The 25891-nt window shown below is 68.0% G+C and carries 21 protein-coding genes; 7 read left to right on the top strand and 14 right to left on the bottom strand.

All coding sequences use genetic code 11. The features are described from left to right. The first annotated feature begins 283 nt into the window (after window positions 1-283). Window positions 284-1762: an aldehyde dehydrogenase family protein gene (locus tag EP7_RS21050; RefSeq protein ID WP_463524113.1), complete on the top strand. Its 1479-nt coding sequence runs from the start codon at window positions 284-286 to the stop codon at window positions 1760-1762. A 93-nt stretch (window positions 1763-1855) separates the two neighbouring features. Here the strand turns inward: EP7_RS21050 and serA are convergent, their stop codons facing one another. From serA to EP7_RS21075, 5 genes are all read right to left on the bottom strand, one after another. Beyond that, window positions 1856-3484: a phosphoglycerate dehydrogenase gene (gene serA / locus EP7_RS21055; protein WP_463524114.1), complete on the bottom strand. Its 1629-nt coding sequence runs from the start codon at window positions 3482-3484 to the stop codon at window positions 1856-1858. 142 nt (window positions 3485-3626) lie between these two features. Beyond that, the gene (locus EP7_RS21060) at window positions 3627-4781 is read right to left on the bottom strand and encodes a pyridoxal-phosphate-dependent aminotransferase family protein (RefSeq protein WP_463524115.1); all 1155 of its coding nucleotides are present in this window, start codon (window positions 4779-4781) and stop codon (window positions 3627-3629) included. Between the two features lie 223 nt (window positions 4782-5004). After that, the gene (gene hisI, locus EP7_RS21065; RefSeq protein ID WP_463524116.1) at window positions 5005-5418 is read right to left on the bottom strand and encodes a phosphoribosyl-AMP cyclohydrolase; all 414 of its coding nucleotides are present in this window, start codon (window positions 5416-5418) and stop codon (window positions 5005-5007) included. Next, the gene (locus EP7_RS21070) at window positions 5415-7190 is read right to left on the bottom strand and encodes a tetratricopeptide repeat protein (RefSeq protein ID WP_463524117.1); all 1776 of its coding nucleotides are present in this window, start codon (window positions 7188-7190) and stop codon (window positions 5415-5417) included. The genes hisI and EP7_RS21070 overlap by 4 nt, the downstream gene beginning before the upstream one ends. A gap of 27 nt (window positions 7191-7217) precedes the next feature. Continuing rightward, the gene (locus tag EP7_RS21075) at window positions 7218-9449 is read right to left on the bottom strand and encodes a tetratricopeptide repeat protein (RefSeq protein ID WP_463524118.1); all 2232 of its coding nucleotides are present in this window, start codon (window positions 9447-9449) and stop codon (window positions 7218-7220) included. 237 nt (window positions 9450-9686) lie between these two features. Between EP7_RS21075 and EP7_RS21080 the strand changes: the two genes are divergently transcribed. Continuing rightward, window positions 9687-10562, top strand: coding sequence for a S1/P1 nuclease (locus EP7_RS21080; RefSeq protein WP_463524119.1), 876 nt, complete (start codon window positions 9687-9689; stop codon window positions 10560-10562). Between the two features lie 3 nt (window positions 10563-10565). On the opposite strand, the gene EP7_RS21085 is transcribed toward EP7_RS21080, so the two are convergent. The 5 genes from EP7_RS21085 to EP7_RS21105 all read right to left on the bottom strand — a co-directional run bounded on the left by EP7_RS21085 (window position 10566) and on the right by EP7_RS21105 (window position 17097). Continuing rightward, window positions 10566-11222 (bottom strand): 3-keto-disaccharide hydrolase, encoded by a 657-nt coding sequence (locus EP7_RS21085; RefSeq protein WP_463524120.1) that lies wholly within the window; start codon window positions 11220-11222, stop codon window positions 10566-10568. Between the two features lie 46 nt (window positions 11223-11268). Further along, window positions 11269-13788 carry a proton/sodium-translocating pyrophosphatase gene (locus EP7_RS21090; protein WP_463528448.1) on the bottom strand — a complete coding sequence of 840 codons (2520 nt, stop codon included), beginning with the start codon at window positions 13786-13788 and terminating at the stop codon, window positions 11269-11271. Window positions 13789-14179: 391 nt separating this feature from the next. Continuing rightward, window positions 14180-15184 carry a vWA domain-containing protein gene (locus tag EP7_RS21095; protein WP_463524121.1) on the bottom strand — a complete coding sequence of 335 codons (1005 nt, stop codon included), beginning with the start codon at window positions 15182-15184 and terminating at the stop codon, window positions 14180-14182. Between the two features lie 188 nt (window positions 15185-15372). Then, a complete protein-coding gene (locus EP7_RS21100) occupies window positions 15373-16278 on the bottom strand; it encodes a polysaccharide biosynthesis/export family protein (protein WP_463524122.1) in 906 nt (301 codons plus the stop codon). A 234-nt stretch (window positions 16279-16512) separates the two neighbouring features. Continuing rightward, on the bottom strand, window positions 16513-17097 hold the full coding sequence (locus EP7_RS21105; RefSeq protein ID WP_463524123.1) for a hypothetical protein: 585 nt from the start codon (window positions 17095-17097) through the stop codon (window positions 16513-16515). Between the two features lie 348 nt (window positions 17098-17445). Between EP7_RS21105 and EP7_RS21110 the strand changes: the two genes are divergently transcribed. The 5 genes from EP7_RS21110 (at window position 17446) to EP7_RS21130 (ending at window position 23002) form a co-directional block, all read left to right on the top strand. After that, complete coding sequence (locus EP7_RS21110) at window positions 17446-18309, top strand: hypothetical protein (RefSeq protein WP_463524124.1); 864 nt, start codon at window positions 17446-17448, stop codon at window positions 18307-18309. Between the two features lie 228 nt (window positions 18310-18537). Further along, window positions 18538-20076, top strand: a complete 1539-nt coding sequence (locus tag EP7_RS21115; RefSeq protein ID WP_463524125.1) for a YcjF family protein — start codon at window positions 18538-18540, stop codon at window positions 20074-20076. A gap of 81 nt (window positions 20077-20157) precedes the next feature. Then, window positions 20158-21156: an NAD(P)H-dependent glycerol-3-phosphate dehydrogenase gene (locus tag EP7_RS21120; protein WP_463524126.1), complete on the top strand. Its 999-nt coding sequence runs from the start codon at window positions 20158-20160 to the stop codon at window positions 21154-21156. Then, window positions 21153-21734 carry a DUF1802 family protein gene (locus EP7_RS21125; RefSeq protein WP_463524127.1) on the top strand — a complete coding sequence of 194 codons (582 nt, stop codon included), beginning with the start codon at window positions 21153-21155 and terminating at the stop codon, window positions 21732-21734. The genes EP7_RS21120 and EP7_RS21125 overlap by 4 nt, the downstream gene beginning before the upstream one ends. Window positions 21735-21757: 23 nt before the next feature. Beyond that, entirely contained in the window at window positions 21758-23002 is a 1245-nt protein-coding gene (locus EP7_RS21130) for a rhomboid family intramembrane serine protease (protein WP_463524128.1), read from the top strand. Here EP7_RS21130 and EP7_RS21135 read toward each other — a convergent pair. From EP7_RS21135 to EP7_RS21150, 4 genes are read right to left on the bottom strand one after another with little or no spacing between them, the layout of a single operon-like run. After that, window positions 22978-23211: a zinc-ribbon domain-containing protein gene (locus tag EP7_RS21135; RefSeq protein WP_463524129.1), complete on the bottom strand. Its 234-nt coding sequence runs from the start codon at window positions 23209-23211 to the stop codon at window positions 22978-22980. The two genes, EP7_RS21130 and EP7_RS21135, sit on opposite strands and share 25 nt — an antisense overlap. A 31-nt stretch (window positions 23212-23242) precedes the next feature. Then, complete coding sequence (locus EP7_RS21140) at window positions 23243-23881, bottom strand: PHP-associated domain-containing protein (RefSeq protein WP_463524130.1); 639 nt, start codon at window positions 23879-23881, stop codon at window positions 23243-23245. A 33-nt stretch (window positions 23882-23914) separates the two neighbouring features. After that, window positions 23915-24646, bottom strand: coding sequence for a UDP-2,3-diacylglucosamine diphosphatase (locus EP7_RS21145; RefSeq protein ID WP_463524131.1), 732 nt, complete (start codon window positions 24644-24646; stop codon window positions 23915-23917). A 59-nt stretch (window positions 24647-24705) separates the two neighbouring features. Next, window positions 24706-25608, bottom strand: coding sequence for an MBL fold metallo-hydrolase (locus EP7_RS21150; protein WP_463524132.1), 903 nt, complete (start codon window positions 25606-25608; stop codon window positions 24706-24708). Window positions 25609-25891 lie beyond the last annotated feature (283 nt).

Raw genomic sequence — 25891 nt, forward strand, 5'->3', positions numbered from 1 at the left:
CGACTCCGGGGGCGGAAGGCTCGGTGTCGAGGGCTAACGACGCGTCCATCCGGCCGAGGCCCGCCAGGGAGATGATAGCGTCACGGACGTCGGAGATGCCATGCGAGGAGAGTGATCAATGGCCGCCTCTCTGCCCCTGACGGCTTGAGCGGCCGGCGACACTTCGTAAGATGGGAGGTGGTGCGTGGCGGCGGGTTTGCGAGCCCCGACGCCTTAACGCAGCGTCCGCAACGGACACGCGGCCCGTTCGGCCGACCCTCACTCAAGACCGGGAGAGCGAACCATGGCCACGGCCACCGAGCCCAGGCGATCCCCGACACTCCGATCGTTCCAGACCAAGCTGCTCATCGACGGGCAATGGCGCGACAGCGTCAGCGGCAAGACATTCCAGACGTTCAATCCCGCCACCGAGCAAGTCATCGCCGAAGTCGCCGAGGGCGGCGCCGCCGATATCGATCTGGCCGTCAAGGCCGCGCGCAAGGCCTTCGAATCAAAAGCCTGGCGCACGATGGACGCCCGCGATCGCGGACGTCTGATGTACAAGCTGGCCGACCTCATCGAGGCCGAGATCGACGAGCTGGCCGAGTTGGAGACCCTCGACAACGGCAAGCCCATCTCCGAGAGCCGGAATGCCGACCTGCCGCTCGTCATCGACTGCTTTCGCTACTACGCCGGCTGGGCCGACAAGATCGCCGGCCAGACCCTCCCCGTTCGCGGCAATTTCTTCACCTACACCAAGCGCGAGCCGCTGGGGGTGGCCGGCCAGATCATCCCCTGGAACTTCCCGCTCCTGATGGTCGCCTGGAAGTGGTCGCCCGCGCTGGCCGCCGGCTGCACGATCGTGCTGAAGCCCGCCGAGCAGACCCCGCTAAGCGCCCTGCGACTGGGCGAGCTGGCCCTCGAGGCCGGATTCCCCGCCGGCGTCATCAACATCGTCAACGGCTTCGGCGAGACTGCCGGCGATGCCCTGGTGAAGCACAAGGGGTGCGACAAGATCGCCTTCACCGGCGAGGGTCGCACCGCCGAGATCATCATGAAGAACGCCGCCGACAGCCTGAAGCGGATCACCTTCGAGCTCGGTGGCAAGAGCCCCAACATCGTCTTTGACGACGCCGACCTCGACGCCGCAGTCGACGGCTCGATCGTGGGGATGTTCCTGAATCAGGGCCAGTGCTGCTGCGCCGGTACCCGCCTGTTCGTCCAGGAAGGGGTCTACGACGCCTTCGTTGAGAAGCTCGCGGACAAGGTCAAGACCCGCCGCGTTGGCGACCCGTTCGACCCCCAGACCGAGATGGGCCCGCAGGTCGACCAGGCCCAATTCGACAAGATCTTGAAGTACATCGGCCACGGCCAGGACCAGGGCGCCCGGTGCGTGACCGGCGGCAAGCGTCACGGTGACACCGGCTTCTTCGTCCAGCCAACCGTTTTCGCCGACGTCCGCGACGACATGGCAATCGCCACCGACGAGATCTTCGGGCCCGTCCTGTCGGTCCTGAAGTTCAAGACCCTCGACGAGGTCGTTGACCGGGCCAACGCGACCGAATACGGGCTCGCCGCGGCGGTCTGGACCCGCGACATTGGCAAGGCCCACTCCATCGCCAACCGCGTCCGCGCCGGCACCGTCTGGGTGAATTGCTACGACGTCTTCGACGCCGCGGCCCCCTTCGGCGGCTTCAAGCGGAGCGGGATCGGCCGCGAGCTGGGCGAGAAGGCGCTCGACAACTACACCGAGCTGAAGACGGTCACCGTCAAGCTCGACTGATCGGATCATCCCGATCTGACTCAACGAGAAGGGGGGGGCGGGACACTTGGTCCCGCCCCCCCCTTCTCATTTCAAGATCTCAGCCAGAGTCATTCAGAACGACAACCAGGGGGGATTCTCGTCCGCCCCTGGCAGGCTGATCAGGCTGACGCTGAGGATGTCGGGGTGGGCCTTCACCTCTTCGATGGCGGCCTCCGACGGCATCACATCCAGATTGACCACGCCAATCGCGTCGCCGCCCGGACGTTCGCGGCCGACGTTCATCTGCGCGATGTTCACGCCATGCCGGCCGAACGTCGTGCCGATGAAGCCGATCAGGCCCGGCACGTCGCGGTGCGTGAAGACGAACAGGGTACCGTCCAGGTGGGCGTCCAGCCGATACGGGCCGAGCTTCACCAGGCGGACAAACTGCTTGCCGAAGAGGGTGCCGGCAGCGATGTAGCTCTTGCGCTCTGTCTCGACCTCTGCCTGGATCATCGTGCCAAAGTCGCCCGGGTCGGTCGACTTCTCCTCGATGATCGTGATGCCGCGCTCCTTGGCCAGCATCTCGGCGTTGATAAGGTTGACCTGCCCTTCCAGGGCCGTCTCCATCCAGCCTGCGGCGAAGCTCGCGGTGATGAGCCGCGTGTTCTTGCTCGCCACCTCGCCTCGATAGCGAAGCGTGGCCGACTTGACCGCGCCACGGTCCATCTGGGCGTGCAGCATGCCCAGGCGACGGGCCAGGTCGAGATAGAGCCGCAGGTCTTCCAGCTCGGCGCGATCGAGGGTCGGCACGTTCACCGAGAACTTGATCTTGCCGCCGCGGAAAAAGTCGCCCAGGAGCTGCGCGGCCTCGACGGCCACGGAGATCTGCGCCTCCTCGGTGGAGGCGGCCAGGTGGGGGGTCACCAGCACGAGCGGGTGCTTGATGAGCGGCAGGTCGGCGGGCGGGGGCTCGGGGTCGAAGACGTCGACGGCGGCGCCGGCGATCTTGCCCGAGTCGAGCGCCGCGATGAGCGCCGCTTCATCGATCAGCCCGCCGCGGGCGCAATTGATGATGCGGGCGCCGGTCTTCATCAAGGCCAGCTCACGCTCGCCCACGATGTTTCGGGTCTCGGCCGAAAGCGGGGTGTGCAAGGTCAGGTAGTCGCAGCGGCCCCACAGATCGTCCAGGGAGGCGACCGCCTCAATGCCGTATTCGGCCGCGCGGTCGGCCGACAGGAAGGGGTCGAAGCCGACCACCTGCATGTCGAACCCCTGGGCCCGCTTGGCCACCGCAAGGCCTACACGGCCCAGGCCGACGATGCCCAGCGTCTTGCCGCCGAGTTGGGTGCCGGTGAACTTGTTGCGCTCCCACTTTCCGGCCTTCAGGCTGTCATTGGCCCGGGCCACATTGCGCGACAGGGCGAGCATGAGGGCCATGGTGTGCTCGGCGGTCGACACCGTGTTGCCGCCGGGGGTGTTCATCACCACGATCCCCTGGCGCGTGGCCGTGGGGACGTCGATGTTGTCCACGCCGACGCCAGCCCGGACGATCGCCTTGAGCCTGGGCTGATCGCGCAGGGCCTCGGCGGTCAGCTGGGTGCCGGAACGGATCACGATCCCGTCGGCCTGGGCCAGCTCGGCCCTCAAGGTCGCCAGGTCAAGCTTGGTCTTGACCACGACCTCCAGCCCGGGCTCGGCGCGGAGCAGGGCAAGTCCTTCTTCAGCAAGTGTATCGGTCACCAGAACGCGATGCGGCACGGTCTCCGTCTCCTCTCGGGCGAACCCCTTCGTCCACAGGCCCGACGCGGCGTCTTCGACGCCCCGCCTGCCCATCCGTCGCCGCCGGTTCGCCCCGGCCGGCCACGGTCCTCGATCCATTTCACGATTGAATAACTCTGGCTCAAACGGTCGCGACCCGCTTCTGCCCCAGCAACACGCGCTGGGCGGCGGTCACGGCGCGGCCGGGCTCGACCTCATATCCGAGCTCATCGAGAACCATCTCCAGGGCCGCGAGCCCCGAGATCACGTCGAGCTCGTCCATATAGCCCATGTGGCCGACCCGGATGATCTTCCCCTTGAGCTTGTCCTGGCCGCCGATCGTCGTGATGCCGAACCGATCGGAGAGCCCGCCCCGGATCGCCGAATCGGTCAGTCCTTCCGGGATCACGAATGCGGTCAGTCCCTCGGCAGGACTCGCGCTGAAGAGTTCCAGGCCGATCGCGGCAAGACCGGCGCGGCAGGCTTCGCTCATCAGCCGGTGCCGTCGCCAGACCTCCTCGATCCCTTCCGCGCGGATTTGCTGCAAGGCCTTGCGCAGGCCCAGGAAGTAGACGTGATTCGGGGTGAAAGGCGTGTCGGAATCGTCCAGCTTCTTCCTGGCCAGTTTCAGGCTGAGGTAATAGCAGGGGGCCTCGAAGGCGTCGATTCTGGCCCAGGCCTTCGGGCTCACGGCGACGAAGGCCAGGCCGGGAGGCAGCATCAGGGCCTTCTGCGAGCCGACGCAGAGCACGTCGATGTTCCAGGCATCGGTGCGACACTTCATCGCGCCGACGCCGCTGATCCCGTCGACGACAAACAACGCATCAGTCCGCGCGACCACCCGGCCGATCGCCTCGACGGGGTGGCCGGTGGCCGTCGACGTCTCGCTGAGGGTGCCGAAGACGCAGGCCACGTCGGGGTGTTGGGCCAGGGCATTCGCCACCGTCTCGGGGTCAACCGCCTGGCCCCACTCGGTCGTCAGGACGATCGGCTCGATGCCATAGGCCCTGCAAATCGTCGCCCAGCGCTCGGAGAACCAGCCGGCGGCCAGCACCAGGGCCTTACCGCCGCGAGGCACCGTGTTGACCACCGCCGCGTCCATCGAGCCGGTGCCCGAGGCGGTCAGCAGGATGACGTCGTTGACCGTCTGGAAGACGTACTTCAGGCCCTCGGTCACCTCGGCGACCACGGCTTTCGCCTCGGCCGAACGGTGATGGATGACCGGCCTGGCGAGTTCGAGCAAGACATCGGCGGGGACCGGTGCCGGCCCTGGAGTCATCAGTCGCGGCTTACGCATCAACCCCCGCCCTTCCAGGCTCGGAGCCCTGCCCCGAAGTCGGGTCGGCCCGGATCAATCCAAGCAGTGTACGCCCCGACGCCGCCTCGTAGGAAGACGGTTCGGCGGCCCGTCGCCTCGCCCTGCGTCACGCGGGACAGTCGAAAGCTTTTGGACGGTCGCGAGGAAATTCCGATCAATCGACATAAACCAAAATAAATTACCGACTTACAACCGCCCATCTTCAGACGGTCGGCTTGCCGTAAGCAAGCTCTGGGCTGAAGACAGGAGCTTCGGTCACGCGAAGGTCTCCCTCGCCATCCACCTCGCGGAAGAAGCACGACCGATAACCTTCGTGGCAGGCGCCCCCCACCTGACGGGCCCGGATGAGCAGGACATCGCCATCGCAGTCGACACGGATCGAGTGGACATGCTGGACATGCCCCGACGTCCCACCCTTGTGCCAGGCGGACTTGCGCGAGCGCGAGTAGAAGTGCGTCTGGCCGGTGGCCAAGGTCTGTCGGACGGCGTCGGCGTCCATCCAGGCCATCATCAGGACGTCGCCATTCTCGGAGTCCTGCACGATAGCCGCCACGAGGCCGTCGGCGGTCCATTTCAGATTGGCCAGGAACGTGGGGTCGGTCGGGGCTTCGGTCACGTCGGGCTCGCGTCGAGGAGTTCTAGCAGGCGTTGGGCACGCTGGCCTAGTTCGGGCTGGCCGGACTTTGTGGCCCGGAGGATGGCGATGTCGAGCAAGGTGCGAGCCGCCTCCTCCTCGTCGTTATCGATCAGGGTCTCGGCGCCGTCGACGGCCGTGGCCACGTCGTTGGGATCGGCCTCGAGCACCTCGCTGTAGACACGCGAGGCGGCCTCGGGTTCGCCCGACCGGGCATAGACCTCGGCCTTCCAGATCGTCAGCACCTTGAACATCCGGCCCCCCTGCTCGGCCGCATCGACGGCGATGGCGCGGTCGATCTGGTCGAGGGCGAGATCAGGGTCGTCGGCCGCAAGCGCGAGCCGGACCAGCGTGGCGGCCGCGGCCTGCAAGCTCGCCCCAGCTGCGATCGAGGCAGGCCGCAGCAAGACTTCGTCGGCAAAGCGGGCCGAACGAATGTCATCCCTGAGTGCCTCGGCCGAGGCGAAGGCGTCGGCGAGCCGGGCGACTTCGAGGGTCGCAGGGTCGAGGGCGTCAAGCTCCTCGGGCCCGAGGCAAGACTCGTCGGCCCCTTCCACAGCGGTGGGGTCGCGGAGCGGGACCGAGAGACGGCGCCGAAGCCGATCGAACGGGTACCCTTGATAGAGCGCCGCCGTCCTGGGACGGTCTCCAAGCTGCTCGCGCATCAGGATCACACCCGCGAGTTTTGCCCGCAGAGTCGCATCACCGCCGACGGCACGTCGAGAAGCCTCGAGTGGTGTCAGGCCGTCGAGCCCATGCCGGGCGCGTCGGATCCAGATCGACTCATAATAATGCTCGACCTCGGCCCGGTAGAGCGGTCCGCGGTGCTCGGCCTCCAGCCCTTCGGGCAGCCGGAACGACCAGACGGCGGCATCGAGCAGGGTGAGCTGGAGCGGCGTGGCCGAGCGCTCAACGTCGCAGCCGGCGAACATTCCGACCTCATCCAGCGCCTCGATGGCCTCATCTAGGCCGAGCGGCTCGGGGCTGGAGAATCGCAAGGATCCGGATGACGCGACGCCCATCGCGAGCAGACGGGGAATGTCTTCGACGCCGGTCGCCGCGTGAAGATCCTCACCAAACGGCCGGTCGAGCCACTCGAACACACGGGTCTCGCCGGTGCCAGCAACCCCGATCTCGGCGGCCCCTGGAGTGCGAACCAGCCGCGCGGCGCCATGTTCGGCGGCGAACTCGAGGACCTCGTCGGAATCGATCGGGCCGACCACCTGGACCGCGTAATTCAGATCATCTGCCACGTCCTCGGCGCCAGCCCCTTGCCTGAGCAGGTCGGAGAGCGCCCAGGCGTGGGTGGCGAAGGCGAAGTCGGCGTCGGCAAGAAGCTGAACGACGACGTCGAGTGCGTCGATGGCATCGAGGTTCCGGCCCAGCCAGGCGAAGCAAAGGGCCTGGTTATAGGCCGCCTGGGCATCTCGGCCGCCGGCAAGCTCGCCAAAAGCCGCGGCGGCGACCTCTAGGTCGGAGACGTCGCGACCTCGGAGAGCTTTGTCCCAGCGGGATCGTCGGGCGGGATCGCGCGGGTTCTGGAATGCCAGGGCGCTCCTGGCCAGTGCGGGAAGGTCGGGGGCCGTCGACAGGCGATCGAGGGCTTCGGTCGCCGCGACATTCTCCGGGTTGAGCCTGAGGGCCCGCTGCCAGCAGGCCCAGGCGGCCAGCGGTCGCTGGAGGCGCAAGTGGTCCCAGCCCCGATGGACCAGGTTCAACAGATCGTCATCCGCTTCGATCGGGGCCGGAGCCACTTCGGTTCGCCTCGTTATGCCCACAGCTCAGCGGCCGGGGATGATCAGCTTGGGTTTCTCGCCGCCGGCCGCCGGGCTGCCCGAGCCTGGTGTCCAGAGGCCACCGCCGCCGCCCTGGTTGGAACCGGGCGTCCAGATTTCCTGCTTGGTCGCCGAGACGCCGAGCTGGCCCGACGCCGTGGTGACCTTGGGGCCGAAGCGTTGGAGCAGCATCTGAAGGCCGCGGGGGTCGACCATGTACCCCTGCGCCGGATCTTCGCTGGGCAGCATCCGGACGATGCCCATCTCGATCAGGTTGAGCAGGATGACCTGATTGGCCTCGGGGCTCTGCTGATAGCGTTCCAGCACGATCGCCAGGTCGGGCACCCAGGTTTCGGGAGTCTCGGACCGGGCTCGGAGCCGGACCTCCAGCATGTCCCAGACGGGTGCATTGCGGGACTTGGTCGCCTGCGGCTCCAGGCCACGCCCCTTCTTGATCCATTCCAGGGCGGTCGCCAAATCGCCCTTCTCGGCGGCCATCGAGGCCAGGTCGCCATACAGCGAGGTGGCGGCCAGCTTGCCGGACTGGACCACGGCCGGGCGGCTGACGAGCGCCTGGGCCGCGTTGTGCATCGCAACGGTCAGGGCCAGGCGCCTCGACTTGCGATAGAAGTCGACCAGCGTCGTGTCGTCGAACCTGGACGGATCGACCCGATGATAGCGGCCGTAATTGAGCCGGCTCAGGTCGAGCCCATCGGCGGAGATTTCGGGCTCGGCCTTCAGGCCAAGCTTCTGCCGCAGTGGTGTAAGGTCGATCGAGTCGGGGCCATCCTCGAACAGGCAGAGGGCGGCCCGGAGCGCGACGACCGAATCACCGGCGGAAGCGGCCTTCAGCGGCGAACGCCCCTTGAAGGCGGGATTCGGCACCTCGGGCCAGACGTCGTTGATCGTCGTACGCCGCCGCTCGTCGGTCAGGCGGGCGAGCGTCGGTCGGTCGATCCCCTCGGGCGGCAGCCATTCCCAGGTCAGGGTCAGCACGGCTCGTTCGAGCTTGGCGACGACCTTCGTCTTGGGGTGCGAAGGGGGGACGGCCGTCCCGGCGACCGCCGTGAAGCGGCCGGTCAGGTTGTCCAGCTCGCCGTCGTCGTTCGCTTCGAGAATCGCCTGGGTGGGTCCGACCAGGATCCGTCCGACGATCTGCGGGATGTCGGTGGCCTTGAGCGTTGCATAGTCCACCGTCCCCAGCGCGGGGCGGTCGAGGAGGGCGAAGGCCTGGACCTCGGGCGAGTCTTCCTCGGCGGGGTCCAGCTGCGTCGTCCCCTCTTCGAGGACGTCGCCGATGGCCCTCAAGTTGGACAGCAGGCGTTCGCGGTCACGCAGGGGCCAGGTGAGCTGGACCCGCTCGACGAGATCGGCCGAGCTGGGGGGGGCAACCTGCTGGCAGAGCGCCTCGAGGTCGACGGCCTCGTCGGTCTCTCCCGCGGTGGCGATCCAGCGGCGCAAGGCCAGAACGGCGCCAGCGTCGTCGGCGATCCAAAGGCGGCAGAGCCCCGCGTTACGATCGCTCTCGGGGCCGCCGGTGCCGGCCGCGGACAGCGACTCGAAGAGTGCCGCGGCAGTCGACCAGAGTCCCTGCTCGGCCCAGTTGAGGGCTTCCTGGAACCGGCCACGGGCCGAGGAAGCGACGGCCGGGCCGGGCTCCGACAGCTCGTAGGGGTTCTTCAGCCAGGGGGAAACCGACGGGTTGCTCTCCAGGTTCAGCAGGGCCGATTCGATCGCCTGGTCGACCTCTCCGCCCAGCGCCGCGGCCAGCTCCAGGTGCTTGCGAGCCGCCTGGTACTGGTGCAGGTCGCCAAGCATCAGGCCGGCGACCCGGAACAGCAGTCCGAGTGCGCCTCGACGCTCGGCCGGGCAGGCCGCCAGGGCGAGCTGGAGCTGTGCGGCGCCTTCGACGGGCCCTTCGGTCTCCAGCACGGCCCGGGTCAGCAAGAGCTGCGCGCCGAGGTGTCCGGGATTGGTCGACAACACCTCGCGAAGTGTGGCCTTGCAGGCGTCAGGCTGATCGGACCTGAGCTGGATAAGGGCCTTGCGGGTCAGAAGCCAGGGGTTGGCCGGCTCCTTCTTCAGGCCGTCATCGAGCGCGCCGATCGCGGCCTCAACCTGGCCGTTTTCGAACAGCTTCTGGGCCCGGTCGGCATAGGCCTCGACCTTATGGCAGCACCACTTGAACTTCTGCCCGCTCCCGCAGGGGCAGGGAGCGTAGGGGTCGAGCGCAGCCATCGGGCGGGTTCCTGAAAGTCGGGGGTGCCACCATGGGCAGAGCGAATCAGGGTAGCAGGTTGCGGCCCGTCGCGCCAACGGCGGACGACCCGCGAAGGCGTGGGTCGGCCCCCGGAAGAGGCCTCGTCGCGCCGCCCGTCGACGATGCCCTTGTGGCCGAGATCCGTCGAGACCAAAGTATTAGGGCGAGTCGCGGCTTCCCGACGCGGCACGGGCCCAGACGACGAGGAACCGACGATGACCGCCTCCCGCAATGCGCCCCGCACCCTGATTCTCCTCTGCCTGGCCGTCTCGATGTTGGCAAGCTCGGCGACCGAGGCCGTCGCCTGGGGGCCGGTCGGTCATCGTGCGAGCGCCATGATCGCCGAGTTCCGGCTTTCGAAAGAAGCGAGGGCGGCCATCCGCGACCTGCTCGAGCCCGGCGAATCGTTGGCCGACGCCTCGACCTGGGCCGACGAGATCCGCGGCGAGCGCCGCGAGACCGGCAGCTGGCACTACGTGAATGTTCCCATCACCGACAAGGCCTACTCCCCCCGCCACTGCTCGCGCGGGGCGTGCGTTGTCTCCAAGATCGAGCATTACCGCGATGTGCTGGGGAACAAGTCGGCCACGAAGCTCCAGCGCCGCGAAGCCCTTCGCTTCCTCGTCCATTTCATCCAGGACATCCACCAGCCCCTGCACGTCGGCGACCGCCACGACAAGGGGGGCAATGACTTGCAGCTCGATTACAACCGCCGCCAGGCCAACATGCACCAGATCTGGGATTCGGGCCTCATCCGCGGTGTGGACGAGGTGACCCTCGCGCGCGCGCTGGTCGGCAAGCTCAACCCCGAGGACACCGAGAAGTGGGCCGCCGAGGAATCGGTCGAAGTCTGGGCGAATGAAAGCCTGGAGGCCGCCCGTGACGCCTACATCAATCCCGAGAACGGTGCCCCGCTCCGCGAAGGCGATAGGCTCGGCCCGGCTTACACCGAACGGCAGCGTCCGATGGCCCATCGGCGAATCAGCCAGGCCGGGGTCCGCACCGCCGCGGTCCTCAATGAGATCTTCGGCGGCGAGGCCCCCCAGATCGCGCCGGCCCGCGAGGCGGGCGCGGCGGCGACCGCACGCTAGGCCTCAGTCAAGTTCCTTGATCTTCACATTCTTGTACCAGCAGTCCGAGCCGTGGTCCTGGAATCCGAGATAGCCCTTGCGGGGGAGGTCCTTCACGACGACCTTCGAGAACTTGTGCTTCGAGCCGTCGGGGCGTTCCCCGGCGGCCGTCCACTTGTCCAGGTCGATCGTCGTGACCACGTCCTCATTCAGCTCGACGTCGATGCGCGGCCCCTTGGCCGAGATCGACATGTGGTTCCACTGGCCCACCGGCTTCTGGGCATTGATCCTCGGCGGGACCAGGTCATAGAAGGCCCCGGTGTCGTGCACGCCGGTGCCCTTGGTGTCGTCGATCGCCACCTCGATGCCGGTGTTGACCGGGTCCTTCAGGTCGCCGACGCGGAGGAAGACGCCCGAGTTGCAGCCGGGGGTTAGCTTGTAGTCGAAGCTGAGCACGAAGTCTCCGTGCGGCTTCTCATGGACGGTGATGTAGCCGCCCGACTTGTGCGGGTTCAGCCCGTCCTGCTGGACATTAGCGGAGGGGAGCGGCTTCCCCTCGGCGACGATCCAGCCCGACGGTGACTTACCGTCGAAGATCGTCGTGAACGCGTCGTCGGCGGCGACCCCCGCCGCCAGGGCGACGAGGGCGAGGGCACCACGCTTGAAGGTCATCAGTCGCATCAGATCTTCCTCTTGGATTCGATCGATCTCGTCCGCGGATCGGTGATCAGTGTGCGGTCGTCTGCAACTTCGTTTCCTCGGCGGAGGCGGCGAGTTCGAGCTCCATCTCGCGGAATTCCTTGCTCTCGGTCTTCGACCGCCAGACGGCCCAGATGATCGCCGCGACCCCGATCAGCCCGAACACCTGAAGCATCCAGGCTGAGGGCCCGCCCGACAGCGCGAGGATGGGCCCGATGGCCAGCAGGGCCACCATGTTCATCACTTTGATGAGCGGGTTCAGCGCCGGGCCGGCGGTGTCTTTCAGAGGGTCGCCCACCGTGTCGCCGGTGATGCTGGCCTTGTGGGCTTCCGAGCCCTTGCCTCCGTAAAGGCCGTCCTCGATCGTCTTCTTGGCGTTGTCCCAGGCCCCGCCAGCATTGGCCATGAACACCGCGAGGAGCTGGCCGACCACGATCATCCCGGCCAGAAATCCGCCCAACGCATAGGGCCCGAGGTAGATGCCCACCAGGATTGGGGCGAAAATCGCCATCAATCCGGGGCCGATCAATTCGCCCTGCGCGGCCTGGGTGCAGATGTTGACCACCCGGCCGTAGTCGGGCGTCTTCGTCCCCGCCCAGATCTCGGGGTCGCGGAACTGGGCGCGGCATTCCTTGACGATCAGGAACGCCGCGCGGCCCACGGCGCGGATCAGCATGGAGCTGAACAGAAACGGCACGGCGCCCCCGAGCAGCATGCCGACGAAGACCGTCGGGTCGGCCACCGACAGCCGGCCGGCCTCCGCGGCATATTGCGCCGCGGTCATCAGGCCGATTTTCGACTCGCTCCCCACGGCGATCACCGCGATGAAGCTGGCGAACAAGCTCACCGCCGCGATCACGGCACTGCCGATGGCGATCCCTTTCGTCTCGGCCTTGGTCGTGTTGCCCACCGCGTCCAGGTCGGCCAGGATCTGCCTGGCCCGCTTGTAGTTCTCCTCGCCCATCTCCTCGCGGTCGTAGCCCATCTCGCCGATCCCGTTGCTGTTGTCGGCCACCGGCCCGAAGACGTCCATGCTGATCGTGTTGCCCGAGAGCGTCAGCATGCCGATCCCGCACATCGCCACACCGTAAGCCACGAAGATCGGGCCCGATCCCGCGTAGATCAGGACCGACATCATCAGGGCCGACGCGATGATCAGGACGGCCACCACGGTCGACTCGTACCCGAGGGCGAACCCCTGGATGATGTTGGTCGCGTGCCCCGTCTGGCAGGCCTTCGCAAGCCCCTTCACGGGCTCGTGGCTCGTGTGGGTGTAGTAGCTCGTCCCCTTGTTCAGGGCCACCGCCAGGATGATGCCCACCAGGCACGTCAATGCCGGCCTCATGTCCAGCGTGGACACGCCGAAGCTAGCCCAGGACGGCAGGCGTCGATCGGCCAGGATCTGCTCGTGGTAGTCCTTCACGAACGTGCGGAAGGCGAGGGCCGTCGCCTCGGCGTTCTCAGGGGTGATGGGATGCGCCGCGTCGAAGGCCTTGCGTGCCGCCTGGAACTCGGCGGTCGTCGCGTAGCCTTCGAGCATCTGCGGGTGCTCACGCACCGCGTCATCGTCGAAGTGGAGGTAGCTCAGCCCCAGCAGGAAGAATCCCGCGACGCTGATGTAGGAGCCGAGCAGGAATCCCTTGTGGACCGCCCCCAGAGCCTCGTCACTTGAACTATCCGGCCCGGCCTTCACGCTGTAGGTGCTGATGATCGAGCCGATCACGCCGATGGCCCGCACCAAAAGGGGGAAGATGACCCCTTTGTGGCCGAAGCTGGCGTAGCCCAGGATCATCGCGGCGACGATGGTCACCTCGTAGCTCTCGAAGATGTCGGCCGCCATGCCGGCGCAATCGCCCACGTTGTCGCCCACATTGTCGGCGATCGTCGCGGCGTTTCGCGGGTCGTCCTCGGGGATGTTGGCCTCGATCTTGCCGACGAGGTCGGCCCCCACGTCGGCCGCCTTCGTGTAGATCCCGCCGCCGACTCGCATGAACAGGGCGAGCAGGGTGCCGCCGAAGCCGAAGCCGAGCAGCACCTCATAGGCGTGTTCCCCGTAGATCATGAAGATCAAGGTGCCTCCGAGCAGCCCCAGGCCGTCGGTGAGCATCCCGGTCACGGTACCCGTGCGATACCCGAGTCGGAGGGCCCCGCCGTAGCTGGTGCGGGCGGCCGCCGCCACGCGGAGATTCCCCCGCACGGCCAGGCTCATCCCCACATAGCCGACGGTCCACGAGAAGGCAGCACCGGCGAAGAAGGCGACGGACCTGCCGATGGCGATCGAGGCGGCGCTCTCCCCGCCGGCGGTCAGGAAGTAGAGGAGGGCAGAGATCAGGAGGACCAGGGTGATGATCGCCTTGAACTGCCGGCCGAGGTAGGCGTTGGCCCCCTTGCGGATCGCGTCGGCTACCTCGCGCATTTTCGGAGTGCCCTGGTCGGCGCCCAGGACCTCGCCGACGAGAAGGCCAGCATAGGCCAGGCCCAAGACGGCGATGCCCAAGACCGTCCAGAGGGCGGCGCGCTCGAACGAGTCGTACCGGGGGTCGTGCATGAACCCGAACGGTTCGAAGGAGACCTCATTGGCGGGTGCGACGGCGGCAGGCGCCGGACCCCCTTGTTTCATCACGGCGGCGTCCAGGCGGGCGGCGGAGGCCGCGGCCAGGCCGATCAGGGCGATCAGGGCGGGGATGACCAATCGACGTCGCATCGGGGGGAGCCTCCGCATCGAGAGGTGACTCGGGCGTCGGGACGCCGCGGCCGGACGTCGGGCCCGGCGGCTTGAAGCCATCCGGCCACGCCTCTTGAGGGCCTGCCGCATTCATCCCGGGTACGCGTCTGAGGGTCGGCAACCCGGATTAAACACCACCCGTCGCGCCCCCGGAAGGGGGACGAGCCGCGGACTCCCCCGAAGGGCCCCGTCTCTGGCGTAGAGAGCCCGGCCGTCAGCGAGTCGGACGCGGGAATTTGCGGACGTCGACGTAGCGGTAGACGCCCCCGGTCGACTTCGCCAGGTCCTGCAACGGCCCCTGATGCCGCAGGTCCTCGCCCAGTCCGAACTCCACGGCCTGGATCCTGATCTTGCCCGCCTCGGCCCGCAGCTCGGCCGCGTCGCGGGTGGTCATCAGGTCGCCGTCGCTCAAAAAAAAGATCACCTCGGGCCTCAGGTCGAACCCCGTGCGCAGGGCCAGCATGTGGTCGGTGCCGCCGTCGGGCGAGACGCTGGAAAGCAGGGAACGCACCCGCTCCTTGTTCGCCGCCGTCGCCGTCATCAATGAGGCGCGGCCCTGGGAGTCGGTGAAGACCGTGGCCCTCAGGTTATAGAAGACCACGCCGAACCGCGCGTCCGGCGGCAATTGAGACAGGCTGGCCATCAGCTCGCGCTTGGCGAGGTCCAGGGCGCCGCGAGATTGCATGCTGCCCGAACAATCGATGACATAAGCGAACGAGCCGGCGCGTTCCGCGACGTTGAAGAACGTCGTCCCCGGCCCAGTCCCCCGGCCGATCCCCCCACCCGATCCTCCGCCGCTCCCCCCTCCGCCCCCGGTCCCGGGGCCCGGAAGTGTCCCCAGCCCGCTCGTCGCCGGGCCGGGCAAGGCCCTCGGCGAGGGGGCAGACGCGGTCATCGGCGCGGGCATCGCCTCGGCAAGCAAGGCATCGGCGGGGTCGACGGAATCTCCCCCTTCGGGCACCACCGCCACGGTCTCCTCGATCCCGAGGGCCCCGAGCTCGCCGGGATTGCCGCCGCCCAGGGACCCACCGGCCCGGTTGTCCACCGGGCCGAGCTCTCCCTGAATCTCGGGGGCAGGCTGTTCCTGGCCCGGGCGGATCACCTGGAAGGCCGCCCACGAGGCCAGGAGCATGAGCAGCGAGTGCACGACGAACGAACTCGACAGCGACCGAAGGTCGGTCATCGGTGACTCACCCAGCTTCAAGCGTTGCGCCGGCATGGGACATGACCTCGGCTCGGGACCTGGCTCCTTGAGGGCGTGCCCCACAATTCTAGGGGAGAAGTGTCCGCCCGGCGAGCCCGCCCGCGTGAGGCGGCGCCCCACGCGAGACGGCCCGGCCCTCCGCGTCGTCGCGGGAGGGCCGGGCCGTCAGCAAATTTTCAAGTCGAGGTGGGAGGCTCGACGGATCAGCGGGCCCCGGGGGTCACCGTCGGAAGCGTCGGCGTCGTCGCCGCACCCGTGCTGACCGGGGCACTGAGGGCCTGGACTCCTCGGGCCGCGAACGAGTAGGTGAAGATGTTGTTGATGACCGTCGAGAATGGTGCCGCGAGGCGGTCGAGGAAGATCGTGCCGCGGACGATCGGGTCGCGATAGACCACGACGCGGTCGCCGGGCATGAGCTGATAGTTCGTCGTCGAGTCGCCCGTGCTGGTGATCGCGTGCAGGTTCACCGGCAGGACCTGCTCGCAGCAGGCACCGGGCGGGGCCGGCCGAACCAGGCGGATGTTCCGCGGGGCGGCCGTCGGGATCAGGCCACCGGCGAAGACGATGGCGTCGAGGACCGTCTCGTTGCCGGTGATCGGCAGGCGACCGGGCGTGCCGACGTCCCCCTGCACATAGTAGAATTTGCTGTTATACGCCGAGACGTCCACGATGACGGTGTCCGAGTCGGCCGGGTCGATTTCCTTCGGCTCGCCGGTCTCCTCATCCTCCTGCACCAGGCCCAGGTACTCGTCGCTGAGGTACTTGCGCAGGTGGAGGACGATCTTCTCCTTGGCCTCACGCAGCGTCAGGCCGGCCACGTACACCGTGCCGTAATAGCCGAGCGAGACCTTGCCGTCGGGCCGGACCAGGGTCTCCCCGGTGATCGGCCTGCCCTGCAACGCCTGCAAGACCTCGATGACGAGGAGGTCGGGCGGCTCGATGACGTAGTCCGGCATCGAGACCTTCTGGAATTCCCGAGGCAGATTCGTCTTGGCGATCTGCTGCTCCGGCGTCTTGACCGTCTGGCAGCCCGTCGCGGTCGTCGAAACGACGGCGGCCAGGGCCAGGAACCAGCCGATCCGTCGGTGTGTCACCTTCAAGCCTTCCATGCCACACTCCTGCCCGTCGATCCGGGTACGGCTGAGGTCCGCCGGCATCGCGCCGGCCGTTCGGCCCCGACTCTTGGCCCTTCGATCCGCAGCGGCCAGGGTCGAGAGACCCCCGTCATCCGCACCGCATCGGCCCGCCCGCCTGTCCGGGGCGGGCCATCGACCATCATCATCGACACTGATCCCATCGGCATGTCGGGCCTCGCCGCTGGAATGCTTTTCCAGGCCCAACCGTCAATACCCGTAATTTTGGAAGAACCCGCCCTTGCGAGTGAACTGGCTATGCGTCTGGTCGGTCTGACGGATCCCGCGCTGGAAATAGCGCGAGGCGCCGGCTCCGGCCACCTTGCCGGTCGCCACGACCGACGGCGGCCTCGCCCCGACCACCGAACGGCCCTGCCGGGCCGCCTTGGACATCTTCCCGCCGCCGAACGTCCGACTCAGACCGGTCGGAACCCCGCGATCGGGAAGCTCGTCGCCCCCGCGATCGGCCAGGCCCGTGACGCCCCGATTGGCGTCCGCGGCCCCCGCATTGCGACTGGGCCTCACACCGCTGAGCTGGCCCGAGCCGAGCCCGCCGTTGGCCTGCTGCATCTGGAACGCGTAATAGCCGACGGCCGTTTTGTCCATCGATGCATTGGCCGAGAACGGGTTGAACAGCGGGTTCATGTACGGATTGGCATACGGAGACTGCACATAGCCCCCGGGCGAGGCCGCCGCCGGCACGTTCGCCTGAGGGTTCACCTGGGCCCCGACTTCCGAGGAGGCCCACGCCAGAGTCAGCAATCCAAGGCCCAACGTGCGAATCTTGCCAACCATGGCCACCCCCGCGGCATCTCGTCCCTGGACGCCCCCCGTGTCGCAACCGGCACGGGGCCGATCCGCGAGGAGTTCCGTCCTGCCTCTTCTCGGATCGACACGCCCGGGGCCGGACCATCAACGCTTCTGCCGAAACCGGTCGAGCCCGGGAGCCGACCCGGCCATTGCTCCGGTGCATTGTCGAGAATCGCTAGAACCCTATAATCCCGATCTTTCCCACCTTGCCTAGATTATTGAGTTCTAACCGCTCCGATTGCCGATGGGATGGCGAGGACGGTGCCTGAGGCGTGGCGGCGCGGAGTGGTTCTGCGGCGGCCCCGAATCAACCGCAACCGGTGAGGCAATAGGATGCGAGCGATGACACGGAGGCGCGACCGGCTGTCGGCAACCCTGGTGCTGACGGTGCTGGGGATCTTGGGGATGGAGGACCTGGCCCAGGCCCAGCAGGGCGGGCTGTTCCCCCTCGCGGGCACCCATCGTCGGCGAGATGAGCAGCCCTGCGACCAGGAACCGGCCATCTACAAGATGTACCGGCAGGAATATTTCGGCTATCACCCGACCTGCTGGCGTCAGTTCCCGGGCGGCTGGGGCTGCCCGAGCCCGTACGCGGCGAACAAGGCCGAGGAATACCGCAAGCTCCCGCTGACCAAGCCGAAGCCCCTCGACGCCGACAACGACGACGCGCCGCCCGATGCCTCGGCGCCGCTGCCCCCGGGCGACGAGGCCATGCCCGGGAATATCCCCGATCTTCCCGACGCTTCGACCCCCTCGCCGTTCAACCTGGACAATGCCCCCAAGCCTGGCGCCGCGTTGCCGCCCGCCGACCTTCCTCGTCGCGATTCCGCCCAGCCGCCGGCCGCGGCCGAGCCCAGCGACCTCGCCCCGCCGGCGAACGCCCCGTCGCCCTTCGATGTCGGCCTGCCCCCGGCCGCGACCGCGACTCCCCCGCAGGCCTCACGGCCCAGGCTCCTCCCCGGCCGCACCGTCTCGCTGGCCAATACCACCAGAGAGATGCCCGTCATCGCGATGCCCGAAGCCCCCGAGACCGGCATGCCGGCGGCGTCAAGCCTCACCCTGACCCCGCCCCCGGGGACCGTCATCGAGGGGCTCCCCGTCGTCACCGAGCCCGAGGCGCTCGCCCCGGTTCAGGCCCCCCAGCGACGCGGGATCCTCACCGGCCTGTTCGATCGCGCCAACAAGCGGCGTCGTTGAGCCGTCCGAGAGAAAAATCCTGACGCGAAGGGCGGGATGCCCGAGGCCCAACCGGCCCGGGTCTCCCGCCCGTTTCGCATGCCACCAACGGACTCCGCCCGAGGCACGCGACTCGCTGCCCGATGAAAACTTCCGCGTCCCCTGGCACAATGGCCGGGGCCGCCCCGCGAATGACCTGGCGGCGGACACGTCCAGACTCAGACTCGCGCGTGCACGAGACCATCGCCAATGCGATCGCAACCCTTCAGGCTCGCCTTGGCCCTGATGACCCTGGCCTTCCTCTCGGCCACCTGGCTCGTCGTGTCGCTCATCGACATGCACGACCGCCTGGCCCGGTTCAGCGCCCCGGTCGCCGTCGGCTTCGTCGTCTTCGCGACGATGATCTTCGCCGTCTCGAGCCTGGCCGCCGCGAGGTTGCTCTGGAGGTTAGGCCGCTCGCCCGACCGCGATGCAGACGCCGTCGCGCCCGCTGACGTGATCCGCGCCGCCGAGATCCAGGCGGAGAAAGCCGAAGGGGTCATCACCCAGGTTGGCGACGAGGCCGCACGAGCCCGGTTGTCGACTGAACTGGCCGAGATTCGCTCGGACCACCGACGTAAGACCTTCCACGTCGTCGTCTTCGGCACGGGCTCCGCGGGCAAGACGTCGCTGATCAACGCCATTGTGGGCCGGGACGTGGGACTCACCGAGGCGACGATCGGCACGACCCGGTCGGCCCATCAGCAGACCTACGTGCTGGACGGCGTCGACGAGCAGCTCATCCTGACCGACACGCCGGGTCTCTCCGAGATCGGCGTGGGCGGTTCCGCCCGCGAGGCCGAGGCCCGCGATCTCGCCGCCAGGGCCGACCTCCTCCTGTTCGTCCTGGAACACGACCTGATCCGCTCCGAGTACGAGCCTCTCGCGGCGCTCGCCCGGCAGGGGAAGCGGTCGATCGTCGTGCTCAACAAGGTCGACCGCCTGAGCGATGCCGATCGCGAGACCATCCTGGCGAAGCTCCGCGAGCGGCTCGATCGCCTGATCCCGGCCGCCGACATCGTCCCCGTCGCCGCCTCGCCTCGGCCGACGGCCGTCCGGGTCGTCGATCCCGACGGCTCGAGCCACGTCATCATGGAGGTCGAGCAGCCCGACCTCAGCAAGCTCCGCGAACGGATCGCGGCGGTCCTCGACGCCGAGGGGGGCGAACTGCGAGCCGGCAACCTGCTGCTGCGTGCCCACCTTCTGAGCCGTGCGGCGCAGGATCAACTCTCGGCCGAGCGCGATCGCAAGGCGAAGGCGATCATCGACCGGTTCCAGTGGCTCACCGCCGCGACCGTCTTCACCAACCCCATCCCGGCGCTCGACCTGATGGCCACCGGGGCGGTCCAGTTCCAGATGATCAGCGAGATCGCCGGAGCCTACGGCGTGCCGCTGACCCCCTCGCACGCCAAGACGATCGGCGGGCAGATGGTGCAGCTCCTGCTGAAGCTTGGGATGATCGAGGCCGCCAGCTCGCTAATCGCCGGCCTCTTCAAGTCGTCGATCGTCGGCTATGCCGCCGGTGGCGCCGTGCAGGGGGTGACGATGGCCTACCTCACGCACATCTCGGGACTGACGTTCACCGAGTATTTCCGCAAGGGCCAGAACTGGGGCGACGGCGGCATGCAGGCGGCCCTCGCCCGGCAATTCGACCTCCACTCTCGGGGCGAGTTCCTCCAGGAGTTCGGCCGCCAGGCCCTGGAGCGGGTCAAGTCTTATTATGCACGCCAGCCCGCCGAGGCCCGCTGACACTCGCCTTCCGCCAGGGGCCCCAGCACGGCATCATGGCGGTTTGGACGCCGCGACTTAGGATCTCCCGAGCGACTCAACATGAAACGCATCGCGATCCTGGGGGCAGGCGGCATGGGAACCGCCCTGGCGATCCTCTTCGCCAGGAGGGCCCGAGGCGTGACCCTCTGGGTCCGAGACCCCGACCGCGCCACCGAGATGGCCGCCACCCGGACCAATGACCGCCACCTCCCGGGCGTCAGGCTGCCCGACAGCGTGATTCCCCTGGCCAATCCGTGCGACGCCACCGCGGGAGCCGACCTGATCGTCGCGGCGATTCCCTCGGCCTACCTGCGGGCCACGCTCGCCCCGATGGCCGAGCGCTTCCCGCCGGGCGTCCCGGTGCTCAGCGTGGTGAAAGGCCTTGAAAACGAGACCTTCGCGCGGCCCAGCCAGATCATCCGCGAGATCCTCGGCCCTCGCTCCGTCTCTGTGCTCAGCGGGCCCAGCCACGCCGAGGAGCTGTCGCGCGGCCTGCCCGCCTCGCTGGTCGTCGCGGGCGAAGACGACGCGCTGAATCGGGCCGTGCGGGACGCACTGAACAGCGAGACATTCCGCGTCTACACCAACCCCGACCCCCTGGGCGTCGAGCTGGCCGGGGCCCTGAAAAACATCCTCGGCGTGGCCGCGGGCATATGCGACGGCCTGGAGTTCGGCGATAATGCCAAGGCCTCGCTGCTCACGCGCGGGCTGGTCGAGATCTCCAGATTCGCCGTCTGCCTCGGTGCCAGGCCGGACACCTTCAACGGCCTCGCCGGCATCGGCGACGTGGTGACCACCTGCTACAGCCCGTTCGGCCGCAACCGCAGGGTTGGCGCACGGATCGGACGGGGCGAGTCGCTCGACGCGATCCTCGCCGGCATGGTCGACGTCGCCGAGGGGGTCTCCTCCACCCGCAGCGTGCACGGACTGGCCCTCGCCCGCGGCATCGAGATGCCCATCACGGCCGAACTCTACCAGGTCCTCTTCCACGGCAAGGCACCCCGCGCCGCCGTCACCGACCTGATGCTCCGCCAGCCCAAGGACGAATGGCAGCCATGACCGGACCGGGCGACCCCTCTTCAGCAAGTGCCTGCTCCGTCGCCTTCAAGGAGTGGGCCGGCATCTGCGACGCCCTCGCCGACGGCCGACAGTCGATCCTCCTCCGCAAAGGGGGCATCGCCGAGGAGGGCGGACGATTCGTCCCCGAGCACCCCGCCTTCTGGCTCTATCCCACGCGACTCCACGAGTCCCAGCAAGGGCTCCGCGCCGAAGCTCCCAGCCAGGTCCAGTCGCCCCCCGGCACCGTCCCGCTCTACGTCCTGGCCGTCGCCGAGGTCGTCCTCCATCTCGACCGCGAAACCGACCTGGCCACGCTGGGCGACCTCCACATCTGGACCGACGAGACGATCCAGAAGCGATTCCACTACCGGACGCCCGGCATCTGGGTCCTCGGCGTCCGTGCTTATCGTCCCGAAGCCCCGATCGTCCTCGAAGTCACCCCCGAGCAGGCCGGCTGCAAGACCTGGGTCCCGCTCGATCGGCCCATCACAACCGCGGGGCTCGTCCCGGTGCTCGAAGACGCGAGCCACGCCCTCAGGATGGATCGGCTCCGGGAACTCGCGGCGGTGACACGATGACTCGCGTCGGACGCCTTGCGACCATGACCCAGGCCGGCCCGCCAGAGGACGACCGCTTCGCCCTCTGGCGCGCGTTCCCGGCCACCTCCGCGCTGGCGGCCCTCTGGGTGGCCGTCTATGCGTTAATGCTGCTGAGCCGCAACACGGCGCTTGCGCCCGGAGGCGGGCTGGTCGGCCCCGGCGGGATCGACACCGCGACCGCATGGCGGTTCGGCGATGCCACGGCGCAGGCCGTCTGGGGAGAGGGGCAGCTCTGGCGTGCCGAGACGGCCGCCTTCATCCACTTCAGCCTGCTCCACATCGGCATGAACCTCGTGGCCCTGGTGCAACTCGGCCGGATGGTCGAGTCGATGTACGGCCCGGGACCGACCCTCCTGATCGCTTCCCTGATCGCCTTCATCGCCAACGTCGCCGCCTCGTACGGCCGGATCGCCTTCAACGACTCCCCCGACACCCATTTCGGCGGCGGCTCGTCGGTCATCATGGGGCTCGTCGGGCTGCTGGCCATCGTCGGCTGGCGTTCGGGCACGGCAGTCGGTCGATACATCGCCCGCCAGATGTTCGCCGCCACGGCGTTCATCGTCATCCTGGGCATCGCCCTGCCCGTGGTCGACAATTATGGCCACGCCTGCGGAGCCCTCGCCGGCGTTCTCATCGGGCTCTTCCACCGTCGGCTGCTGCGGCTTTCCGACGGCCCTCTAGGCCGACGATGCGGCGTCGTCGCCGTCGCTTCGTTCGTCCTGGCCGCCAGCCTGCAATATCGCGGCTCCTCGCAGCCGATCCCACGGCCAGTCGAGCTCGAGGCCCGGCAAGACCCGAGCCTCAATCGCCCCCGGCAGTTCAACGGCCTCCAGCTCGCCCTCGTCCTGTACTTGAACTACGCCGAACAGGCGTCCAGACCAACCCCCGTGATCGTCCCGAATGAGGCACTTCCCCCGCTCTCGCTCCTGAAGCTCCGAAGGCCCCCTTCGCGCAAGTTCCCCAAGCGAATCCTGCGCGAAATCCTCCGCTCAACCCTCGCGGAGTGGGACGACCACCTGGGCAATCTCCGGGCCCCTCGCCCGAGGCCCGATGCCGATTACGACCTCGCGAAGCAGCTCCTGGGCCGGGCCATCAGCAAGCCCCCCACCCTCGAAGAAGCCCGAGAATTCCGCACCGCCATCGACCGCCTCGCCGCCCGCACCGGCATCATCCCGACGCCGCCTGCCAGGCCGGTCCGCAAAGCGACAGAGCGCCCGTTGCGTCAGATTCCGAAGATCCAGGAGTAGAAGATCGCGAAGCAGGCAATCACCCCCGCGATGAACCACCAGGGGCGACGCGCAGGCCGGGCATCCTCGCGAGAAACCCAGGCTCCGCAATAGGGGCAGCGTTCCGCGTCTTCGTAAATCTCCTTGTGGCATCGGGGGCAAGGGGCAGTGGCGTCCTCGTCGTCTTCATCGTCCCAGGCATCGTCGTCCAGATCGGCCAGGCGAGGCATGATCGAATTCCTCTCGGGACCGGGGCGGCCCTCAATCCAGCGGCCCGGCCGCCATCAGGTCACCGCCGGCATGCCTCGGAATCCCCTTGCCGGAGCGAACCGCGGTCACGAAGTCGGCCATCGTCCGGATTGTCCCGGGGAACTCGGTGTGATAGCAGCCCACCACTTCGGCCTGGTGTGCATCGCTCGAGCCCGTCCGGCCCATCGGGAGCCTTGAGAGCAGCCGCTCGGCCTTCGCTCGGGTCTGCGGGGTCACGTTGTTGCTGACCATCTCGATGCCATCGAAGCTGGCGCCATTCTCCGCGACGATCGAGTCGAAATCCTGGTCCCACCGATAGGGGTGGGCTGCCACGATGGCCGCCCCGCGCCGGCGCACCACCTTCAGCAGCTCTCGGACCCGCATCCCTGGGCGTACGTCGGTCAGGTCAGGAAGCCCATAAACAAGGAAGTGGCCCTCGAAGGCCGAGACTTCGACCCCGGAGAGGATCACGAAGTCAACCAGGCCGGCGTTGATCTCCTCAAGCTCCTCTGCGCTCCACTGGTGGTCGTGCTCGGTGATCACCAGGCCGTCGAGACCCGCAGCCCGGCCCCGCACCGCCAGGACGTTCGGATCGATGATGCTATCCGGAGAGTGGCGCGACGTATGCAGATGATGGTCGAACTTGGCCATGTCAGCAGGATCCTTGGAAGCGTTCCGCGGGGGTCAAGCCGAGTCCATCCCGGCGCCCCGTTGACCCTCATGGGACGGGATGTTCACGAGATGCGCCCCCGACCCGTTCACTCGAAGATAGTTCGTCGCCGAATGCCAGCCGCCCAGCACCACCAGCCGGGGAGACGGGCCCGGGTCGTCCCACTGGACGTGAATGTGACCCACCACGAGCAAGTCGATCTCGCCCGCCACCGAATCCGCATACTGCCGATAGATGACCCGATGCCGGGCGTCGGTCTTCTCCAGGAGGCGGGCGTTCGAGCGTTTGAGCTTCAACGCCAGGCGGTCGGCAACCAGGGACGGGAGCAGCCCGAATCCGTGCAAGAAGGCGCGACTCTCCATCGCCCCCTTCCAGGCAGACCTCGCCCCCAGCAAGTGGCCGTGAACCATCCGGATCCTGAGGCCGTGCGAGACGACGTCCAGCGGCTCGTCCACGACCTCGGCGTCGAACGTCTCCCTGTAGAACGAGCCCAGCCAGGTGTCGTGGTTTCCGAGCAGCACGGTCGTCCGGCCGCCGGCATCCCGCCGCCGGATCAGGGCGAGCAGGCCCTCACATTTCGTGATGTCCCCGAGGCGCTGCCGTGCCGCGAACCAGAAGTCGCAGAGGTCGCCGACGATCGTCAGATCATCGCCGGGAGCGACGCCTTCCAGGAAGCGCGCGAGCCGCCGACCCCGCTCGGGCCGGTCGAGTCTCAAATGGACATCGCTGATGAAGAAGCTGGGCATAAGCTCGGTCGGGCAGGTTGTGAGTGCGGAAGCGGGGAGTCTCAGGTGGGCCAGTTCCGTCATCGCCAGTCGGCAAACCAGGCGGGCATATCGCTCGCCGGCCTCGCCACCGAGGCCCTCGGCGTCGGCCTCGCCGGCTTCACCTCGATCCGATCCGAGGCTGTCCACTGAGCCGCCGCGTACAAGTTCACCCTGCGCCCGGAGGCCCTGGCTGCTTTGCGTGCGGCGCGAAGCGCCAGGGCGGGCTCGTTGCACTGCTCGCTCAGGTGCAGCAAAACCACGTCTCGAACCGAGGCCCGGCCCGATCGCCCTAGCACCGAGGCGAGCAAGGCCGCCCCCTGTTCGTTCGACAGGTGCCCGTGCTCGCCCAGCACCCGCGCGATCAGCGAGGGCGATCGCCCCGAGGTGCGCTGGAGCTTGACGTCGTGGTTGAACTCCAGAGCCAGCAGGTCGACGTCCGCCATCGCGTCGGCCATCGGGTCCGACCAGCTCCCGGTGTCGCTCAGGAACCCGATCGCCGCCGGCCGCCCTCGCCGCCCGCCGTGCACTTCGACCCGGAAGCCATAGGTCGGCCCCGCGTCATGTCGCAGTGTGACAGGGTCGACCCTTGCGCCTGAGGGGACCAGGAACGGCTCATCGCCATACCATCGCACCTTTTCGGCCGCCAGAAGTGCCTTGAACCCGCTCGACCAGGCCAGTTGCGGCCCGTGCCCCTCGTGCACGTAGAGGCAGATGCCCAGCCGGGCCATCCACCGCAGGGTCGCGTTATTGACGTGGTCGCCGTGCGTGTGCGTCAGCACGACCGCCGCCACCGATCCCCAGGCCGCGCCGACGCTGGCCATCCGCGCGGCCAGCGCCCGAGGCCCCAGGCCGACGTCGATCAGGAGCCCCGCGCCATCCGTCCGGATGAGCGACGAGTTGCCCCGAGATCCACTGCCCAGGACGCAAAATTCGACGGGCATCGTCGGGCCATCACCCCCGGACAAGGCCGAGGCCGGGACGTTCCTCCCCCGGCCAGGCCCCGTCACTGTAAGCGAATCCACCCGCACAGGCAAGCCGGTCAGCCCCTCCCGGGCCGCACAGGAGACCATCCCTCGATCGGGGACACTCGGGCGATCCGCGGGATTGGCCCGGGCCCGGCCAACGTTCCTTCATCGAATACACATCAATCGCATATCAAATGAAACCGATTGCACGAACGTGCCCCCGACCGGATTCGATGGAATCGTCGCGGCCGGAGAGACC

The sequence above is a fragment of the Isosphaeraceae bacterium EP7 genome (assembly GCA_038400315.1).
Lineage (GTDB): Bacteria > Planctomycetota > Planctomycetia > Isosphaerales > Isosphaeraceae > EP7.